Origin of the sequence: Paraburkholderia sp., from assembly GCF_035656215.1 — a bacterium.
In the GTDB taxonomy this organism is placed as follows: domain Bacteria; phylum Pseudomonadota; class Gammaproteobacteria; order Burkholderiales; family Burkholderiaceae; genus Paraburkholderia.
The window spans coordinates 1-7657 of record NZ_DASRSY010000142.1 but is presented as its reverse complement, the minus strand read 5'-3'; the positions used below and the strand labels follow the sequence as shown (position 1 = coordinate 7657).

The 7657-nt window shown below is 61.0% G+C and carries 7 protein-coding genes; 6 read left to right on the top strand and 1 reads right to left on the bottom strand.

Annotated features, from left to right (window positions below; all coding sequences use genetic code 11):
- Nucleotides 1-992 (bottom strand): LysR family transcriptional regulator (locus VFE81_RS08130; protein WP_325044109.1); only part of this gene is annotated, 992 nt, incomplete at its 3' end.
- 138 nt (nt 993-1130) lie between these two features.
- On the opposite strand from VFE81_RS08130, the gene rhaM reads away from it, so the two are divergent.
- The 6 genes from rhaM to rhaS all read left to right on the top strand — a co-directional run bounded on the left by rhaM (nt 1131) and on the right by rhaS (nt 7133).
- Nucleotides 1131-1454, top strand: coding sequence for an L-rhamnose mutarotase (gene rhaM / locus VFE81_RS08125; RefSeq protein WP_325044108.1), 324 nt, complete (start codon nt 1131-1133; stop codon nt 1452-1454).
- A gap of 41 nt (nt 1455-1495) precedes the next feature.
- Nucleotides 1496-2389: an amidohydrolase family protein gene (locus tag VFE81_RS08120; RefSeq protein ID WP_325044107.1), complete on the top strand. Its 894-nt coding sequence runs from the start codon at nt 1496-1498 to the stop codon at nt 2387-2389.
- 49 nt (nt 2390-2438) lie between these two features.
- The gene (locus VFE81_RS08115; protein ID WP_325044106.1) at nt 2439-3968 is read left to right on the top strand and encodes a sugar ABC transporter ATP-binding protein; all 1530 of its coding nucleotides are present in this window, start codon (nt 2439-2441) and stop codon (nt 3966-3968) included.
- Nucleotides 3965-5023 carry an ABC transporter permease gene (locus VFE81_RS08110; RefSeq protein WP_325044105.1) on the top strand — a complete coding sequence of 353 codons (1059 nt, stop codon included), beginning with the start codon at nt 3965-3967 and terminating at the stop codon, nt 5021-5023. Before VFE81_RS08115 ends, VFE81_RS08110 begins: the two co-directional genes overlap by 4 nt.
- Entirely contained in the window at nt 5016-6032 is a 1017-nt protein-coding gene (locus tag VFE81_RS08105; protein ID WP_325044104.1) for an ABC transporter permease, read from the top strand. Before VFE81_RS08110 ends, VFE81_RS08105 begins: the two co-directional genes overlap by 8 nt.
- A 93-nt stretch (nt 6033-6125) precedes the next feature.
- A complete protein-coding gene (gene rhaS, locus VFE81_RS08100; RefSeq protein ID WP_325044103.1) occupies nt 6126-7133 on the top strand; it encodes a rhamnose ABC transporter substrate-binding protein in 1008 nt (335 codons plus the stop codon).
- Nucleotides 7134-7657 lie beyond the last annotated feature (524 nt).

Sequence of the window (7657 nt, the reverse complement as noted above, 5' to 3'; positions counted from 1 at the left end):
ACGGGTGCGGATACGATCACAGGCGTCAGCAAAGTCGAGGCGGAATCGTCGCGTGCGAGCTTGCGCGAGAAGCCACGCAGCAAATCGATAAAGCGCAGCGCCGGATCGGCGAGGGCTTCTTCCTTGCGCGTGAGAATGCCGAAGCCGGCGAGGCTCTTGCCGATTTCGAGCGGCAATGCGACCAGCAGCTTGCCGCGCAAATGATCGCGCACGACCGACTCGGGCAGCATGGCCACAGCGTCGTAATTTTCGAGCAATTGCAGCGTGGCGAAGATCGACGCGCACTCGGTGAGGTTGACTGGCGTCGCAAGGCCGGCTCGCGCGAGTTCTTCTTCGAACAGCACCCGCGCGGGGCTGGTAACAGGTTGCGCCACCCACGGCCAGTCGATCAGCTCGCGCAAAGTGATGCGCGAGCGCTGCGCCAGCGGATGCACCGAACGCACCACCAGCAGCAAAGTTTCGCGGGCGAGCGGCTCAAAACTGAAATCGTTGTGTTGCAACGGGCTGGTCAGGCGTCCAAGCGCCAGATCGACTTCGCGGCGGTGCAGCAATTGCACGACCTGGTCGCTGGTTTCGCCAAGAATGCGCACGTTCAGCAAAGGGCTTTCGGTTTTGAGGGCGGCGACGGCCATGGCGAGCAGGTCGGGCGCGGCGCCCATGATGGCGCCGACGGTCAACTGTCCGTGCCCGCCGCGGCGTTTGACGTCGAGGTCTTCAGCAAAGCGGGTCAATTCGGCGAGTGCCCGCCGCGCATACGCCAGCGTGACCACGCCGAGCGGCGTGGGCGTCATGCCGCGCGCGTTGCGCTCGAACAGCAGAAAGCCGAAAGCTTCCTCGATGTCGCCGAGCATGCGGCTCGCGCTCGGTTGCGCAACGTTGATCGCCTCGGCCGCCTGATGGAGATTGCGCGCATCGTCGAGCGCGACGAGCAGCGCGAGGTGCTTGAACTTGAGCCGATTGACGAGTGCGATGGCAGCTGAGTGTTGGCTCATGGTTCCGGTGCGATTCGGTTTGTGGATCGCCCAATCCCAACAACGGATTGAGATGCTATCGACGCAGGAATTATAGTCGTATCAGAACGCTTCTACGCCTGGACGGGAAAGCGTCGATACGACGGGAGACAGGCCGTAATGGAAACAATCGCTTTCCGGATGGTGCTCAACCCCGGCATGCGCGAGGAATACGAACGACGTCACGCGCAAATCTGGCCCGCGCTGGTTGATGCGTTGCACAACGTCGGCGTGCGCGAGTATCGGATTTTCTTCGACGCGGGCACGGACCACCTTTTCGCTATTCTGACGCGCACCACGAATCACACGATGAATGCGCTGCCGCAACTCGACGTGATGCGCAAATGGTGGGATTACATGGCCGACATCATGCAGACGGCCCCAGACCATACGCCGCTTCAGCAGTCACTCGAACCGGTCTTTCATCTGAATTCGCTTAACTGACGTTGCTGACTGTGCTTGGCCTAATGGGCGGAGGGTATCGCATGCAGGTTGTCGATTCACATATCCATCTGTGGGATCTGAAGACACATCGCTATCCGTGGCTGGAAAACCCGGGCCTGTCGTTCGTGGGAGACGCGCGCGATCTGAAGCACGACTATCTGCTCGACGATTTGCTCGGCGAGGCGGGCGATATCGAGGTGCTGAAACTGGTGCATGTGGAAGCGAATCACGATCCCGCCGATCCGGTCGAGGAAACCCGTTGGTTGCAATCCATTGCGGATCGTCCGGCGTCGCGCGGCATGCCGAACGCGATTGTCGCCGCCGTGGATCTGTCCGCAGCGAACGCACCGGAAATACTTGAAGCGCACGCGTCATTTGCCAATACGCGTGGCATCAGGCAGATCCTGAATGTGCACGACAACAAGCTGTTCGATTACGTCGGCCGCCACTTCATGCGCGAGCCGCAGTGGCGCGAACATTTTGCGTTGCTGCGCCGTTACGACATGTCCTTCGATCTGCAACTGTATCCGTCGCAGATGGAAGAGGCGGCTGTGCTGGCACGTGCGCATGGCGACACGATCTTTATCGTCAACCATGCGGGCATGTTCGTGGACCGCAGCAGTGTCGCCGGTTATCGCGCGTGGCGCGATGGAATGCGAACGCTCGCGGGTTGCAGGAATGTCGCGGTGAAGATCAGCGGCCTCGCCATGTTCGATCATCGGTGGACTGTCGAAAGCCTGCGGCCTTACGTGCTTGAAACGATCGATACGTTCGGCGTAGAGCGCGCGATGTTCGCGTCGAACTTTCCGGTCGATCGCTTGTTCGGCTCTTACCAGGATTTGTGGCGCGCGTACGCAGCGATTGTCGACGGCGCGAGCGTTGTTGAAAAAGAAGCACTGTTTTGCCGCAACGCGGAGCGCTTTTATCGTATCTGACGTACCGCGTCTGACGCATTCCCGAAAGCGAAGAAGAAGGAGACACGTAGTGCCGCAATCCCCATCCGCTGTGCCCAGACTCGAATTACGGCACGCGAGCAAATCATTCGGCCGGGTCCGTGCGTTATCCGACGGCGATCTCGCGTTGTGGCCGGGCGAAGTGCATGCGTTGCTCGGCGAAAACGGCGCGGGCAAATCGACGGTCGTCAAGATTCTCGCGGGCGTGCATCAGCCCGATACCGGCGAGCTGCTGGTCGACGGCGTGGCGCGCGGATTCGCGACGCCTGCTGAGGCACGCGACGCGGGCCTGGCGGTGATCTATCAGGAGCCGACGCTGTTCTTCGATCTCTCGATCGCGGAGAACATCTTCATGGGACGGCAACCGGTCGACCGGATCGGCCGCATTCAGTACGACGCCATGCGCCGCGAGGTGGATGGTTTGCTGGCCTCGCTCGGGGTCGATCTGCGCGCGGATCAACTCGTGCGTGGTTTGTCGATTGCCGATCAGCAGGTGATCGAAATTGCGAAGGCGTTGTCGTTGAATGCCAACGTGTTGATCATGGACGAGCCGACCGCCGCCTTGTCACTGCCCGAAGTGGAGCGGCTCTTTGCGATTGTGCGCAAGCTGCGCGAACGCGATGTGGCGATTCTGTTCATCACGCACCGGCTGGATGAAGTGTTCACGCTGACACAGCGCGCGACGATCATGCGCGACGGCGCGAAGGTATTCGACGGGCTCACCGCCGATCTCACCACCGAATCCATCGTCGCGAAGATGGTGGGCCGCGATCTGGAGACGTTCTATCCGAAAGCCGACCGGCCGCCGGGCGAAGTGCGCCTGTCGGTGCGTGGCCTGACGCGCGTGGGCGTCTTCAAGGACATTTCCTTCGACGTCCGCGCAGGCGAGATCGTCGCGCTGGCGGGTCTTGTGGGTGCGGGTCGCAGCGAAGTGGCGCGCGCGATCTTCGGCATCGATCCGCTCGATTCGGGTGAAATTTTGATTGGCGGCAAGCGCCTTGCGGCCGGCAGTCCGGCTGCAGCGGTGCGTGCCGGCCTTGCGCTGGTGCCGGAGGATCGTCGCCAGCAAGGGCTGGCCCTGGAGTTGAGCATTGCGCGCAATGCCTCGATGACGGTGCTCGGTCGTCTCGTCAAACATGGCCTGATTTCCGCGCGCAGCGAAACGCAGCTGGCCAATCAGTGGGGCACGCGTTTGCGGCTCAAAGCGGGGGACCCGAATGCGCCGGTCGGCACACTTTCCGGTGGCAATCAGCAAAAGGTCGTGTTGGGCAAGTGGCTTGCCACCAACCCGAAAGTCCTGATCATCGACGAACCCACGCGCGGCATCGACGTCGGCGCCAAGGCCGAGGTGTATGGCGCGCTCGCGGAACTGGTGCGCGACGGCATGGCCGTGCTGATGATATCGAGCGAACTGCCGGAAGTCCTCGGCATGGCCGATCGCGTACTGGTCATGCACGAGGGGCGTATCAGCGCGGATATCGCGCGCGCCGAAGCAGCCGAAGAACGCATTATGGGCGCCGCACTCGGTCAACCGATTCCACCGTTGGGGCATGCAGCATGATGCGCCATTCTCAAACCCATCCCGCGCCCGTTCAGGCACCGGCCCCGAAGCGTTCCGGCAGCGCGCCGGGTGGCTTCATCACGAGCATTGCGAAGAGCCGCGAGACGACGCTCTTCGTCGTGCTGATTCTGTTGATCGTGGGCACGGGGCTCGCGAAGCCGCAGTTTCTGAATCTGCAGAATCTGCGTGACGTGCTGCTCAACGTGTCGATTATCAGCTTGCTGACAGCCGGCATGACGGTGGTGATCCTGATGCGGCATATCGATCTGTCGGTGGGGTCGACGGTCGGCATCAGCGCTTATGCGGTCGGCAGTCTGTACGTTGCGTTTCCGCATATGCCGGTGATCGTCGCGTTACTGGCCGGACTGGCGATCGGTCTGGTGGCGGGCGGGATCAATGCGTTGCTCGTTGCCGTGGGGCGCGTACCGTCGCTGGTGGCGACACTTTCCACGCTCTACATCTTTCGCGGCGCGGACTATGCGTGGGTACATGGCGGCCAGATCAATGCGACCAGTTTGCCCGATGCGTTTTCCCGTCTCGCTACCGGCACATTCTTCGGCATACCGACGCTCGCGCTCATCGCGATCGTCGTGCTGGCAGGGTTGGCTGTCTATCTGAAGCAGTTTCGCGGCGGACGGGAGCATTACGCGATCGGCTCGAATCCGGAGGCGGCACGGCTTGCCGGCGTGAACGTCGAGCGTCGCGTCATGGCGGGTTTTCTACTGTCCGGCGCGATTGCCGGTTTCGCGGGCGCATTGTGGCTCGCGCGCTTCGGCACCGTCGATGCAAGCACCGCGAAGGGCATCGAATTGCAGGTCGTTGCCGCCGCCGTGGTGGGCAGCGTGGCGATCACCGGTGGTGTTGGCACCATTCTCGGCGCTACGCTCGGCGCGCTCGTGCTGGGTGTGATCAGTATCGCGCTCGTCGTGCTGCACGTCTCGCCGTTCTGGGAGCAGGCGATCCAGGGCGCGCTGATCGTCGCCGCGATTACCGCCGACACCTTGCTGGCCCGCTCCGTCGCCAAACGCATGATGAGGAAACGCGATCATGGCTAAACCCGATTCCGCGTTGCTCACACGCAAACGCGAAACGCCGTTGCAATGGGAAGTGTTGCTGGTTGTTGTGCTGGCGCTGTCGCTCGCGCTCGGGCGCTTGTTGTCGCCGGTGTTTCTCACTGGCGCGAATGTCAGCAACATCCTCGCCGATCTGACCGAGATCGCGCTGATGGCGCTGCCCATGACCTTGATTATCGTCGCCGCGGAAATCGATCTTTCTGTGGCGTCGGTGTTGGGTGCGTCGAGTGCGTTGATGGGCGTGCTGTGGCACATGGGCCTGCCGATGCCGGTCGTGATCGTGCTGGTACTGATTGCGGGTGCGCTGGCGGGCTTGCTGAACGGCCTCGTGATCGTGAAGCTCAATCTGCCTTCGCTCGCGGTCACGATCGGCACGCTGGCGCTGTTTCGCGGCCTGGCGTATGTGCTGCTCGGTGACCAGGCGGTCGCGGATTTCCCGGCGAGTTATACGGCGTTCGGTATGGATACGATCGGCTCGACGTTCATTCCGTTGCCCTTTGCAATCGTGATCGTCGGCGCGGTCTTGTTTACCATGCTGCTGCAGTCCACCGCGTTCGGCCGCAGCCTCTACGCAATCGGTGCGAATCCGACCGCTGCGGCTTTCTCTGGCATCGAAGTCGCGAAGATCCGGTTGCGTCTATTTGTGCTGTCTGGCGCGATGAGCGCGCTGGCAGGCATCGTCTATACGCTGCGGTTTACCAGCGCACGCGGCGATAACGGCGAAGGTTTCGAATTGTCGGTGATCGCGGCAGTGCTGTTCGGCGGCGTGAGTATTTTCGGCGGACGCGGCTCGATGTTCGGCGTCCTGCTGTCGCTGCTGATTATCGGTGTGCTGAAAAATGCGCTGACCCTCGATGATGTCTCGAGCGAAACACTCACGATCGTCACTGGCGTGCTGCTGCTGGCGTCCGTGCTGATTCCCAATCTGGTTGCCCGCTGGCGGGCGGCGCGTGACCGGCGTTTCATCGCGAAGTCCGCTTCTTCTTTATAACGTTGTCTTTAAACCGGCTTCGAAAGAAATACTAAATACCAAATACCGACAACCCGGACAGCACTCGTCCAACAACAAAGCAGGAGACGCCTTATGTTCAATCCCCTACGTCACACCGGCAAGACTGCGCTGTGCATTGCGTTAGTCGCGATCAGTTGCGCCGCGTCCGCGGCTGGCCTGAAAAGCGGTCTGAAGATTGCTTTCGTGCCGAAGCAGATCAACAACCCTTATGAAGTCATTGCCGACGACGGCGGCATGGCCGCGATCAAGGAATTCAACGGCGTGGGCAAGGTGGTGGGGCCGTCGGATGCCGGCGCATCGTCGCAAGTGCAATACATCAACACGTTGATCACGCAGCGGCAGGACGCGATTGTGATCGCGGCCAACGACGCAAACGCGGTCGTACCGTATCTGAAGAAAGCGATGTCGCAAGGCATCAAGGTCGTGACTTTCGACTCGGACACGGCGCCTGAAGGCCGCCAACTCTTCGTGAATCAGGCGAATGCGGAAGGCATCGGCCGGGGTCAGATTCAACTGGTCGCGAAACTGATGGGCGGGGAGGGCGAGTTCGCGGTGCTGTCGGCTACGCCTAACGCGACCAATCAGAATACGTGGATCAAGTGGATGCAGGAGGAACTGAAGAAGCCCGAGTATTCGAAGATCAAGCTTGTGAAGATCGCGTACGGCAATGACGACGACCAGAAGTCGTTCGTCGAAACGCAAGGCTTGCTGCAGGCGTATCCGAATCTGAAGGCGATCGTCGCGCCGACAACCGTTGGCATTGCGGCGGCGGCGCGCTATATCTCGTCGTCGTCAAGCAAGGGCAAGGTGCAGGTAACTGGGCTGGGTACGCCGAACCAGATGCGCGCGTTCGTAAAGAACGGGACGGTCAAGGCATTCCAGCTCTGGGATCCGAATCAGCTTGGATACCTCGCGGCTTATGCCGCGGCGGCACTGTCCTCGGGAACGATCACCGGCAAGGAAGGCGAATCGTTTGATGCCGGCAAGCTTGGCAAGCGCACGATCGGACCGCAAGGCGAAATCATTCTCGGACCGCCGACCACGTTCGATGCGAGCAATATCGACAACTTCAATTTCTAACCGGCGAGCCGGGCGCCGCCGCGCGCGGCGTGCGGCATGAGGCAGTGAGTTGCGCGTTGCACGCAGTTGGCATGTTCTGTTTGCAACGCTTCTATCGCGGCGCCGTCTGGTCAATGGATAACGGCGCCGCTCCCACCTCAAGCGCACATTGGCTGTCGCGTTTCCAACCTGATCAATCCCGGTAAACCTGAAATTCAGGTACGGGATATGCATGCCGACCGGCCAACCAATGGAAGCCATTGCGGATACGCGAGGAGGCTTCGGCGTGAACTTTAAGACCTATACTATGAATCGGTAAATCGACCGTGGGCGTAGCGGGCCTGAACGCTATCTTGAGAGAGCCGTTCGGACCGCGGATGCGTCATTGACGCAACAGTTGACGGTCGCGGTTTTTGGCGAGGACGAAGGCGAGCAGTCAGAACGGATGCCGTACACGCAGACAAATCCCTGCTTTAGAGGTGCATGATGATCGGAATGACGTGGCTTGTTGTGGCTGACGGTGGTCGCGCGCGTTTTTTCCAAAC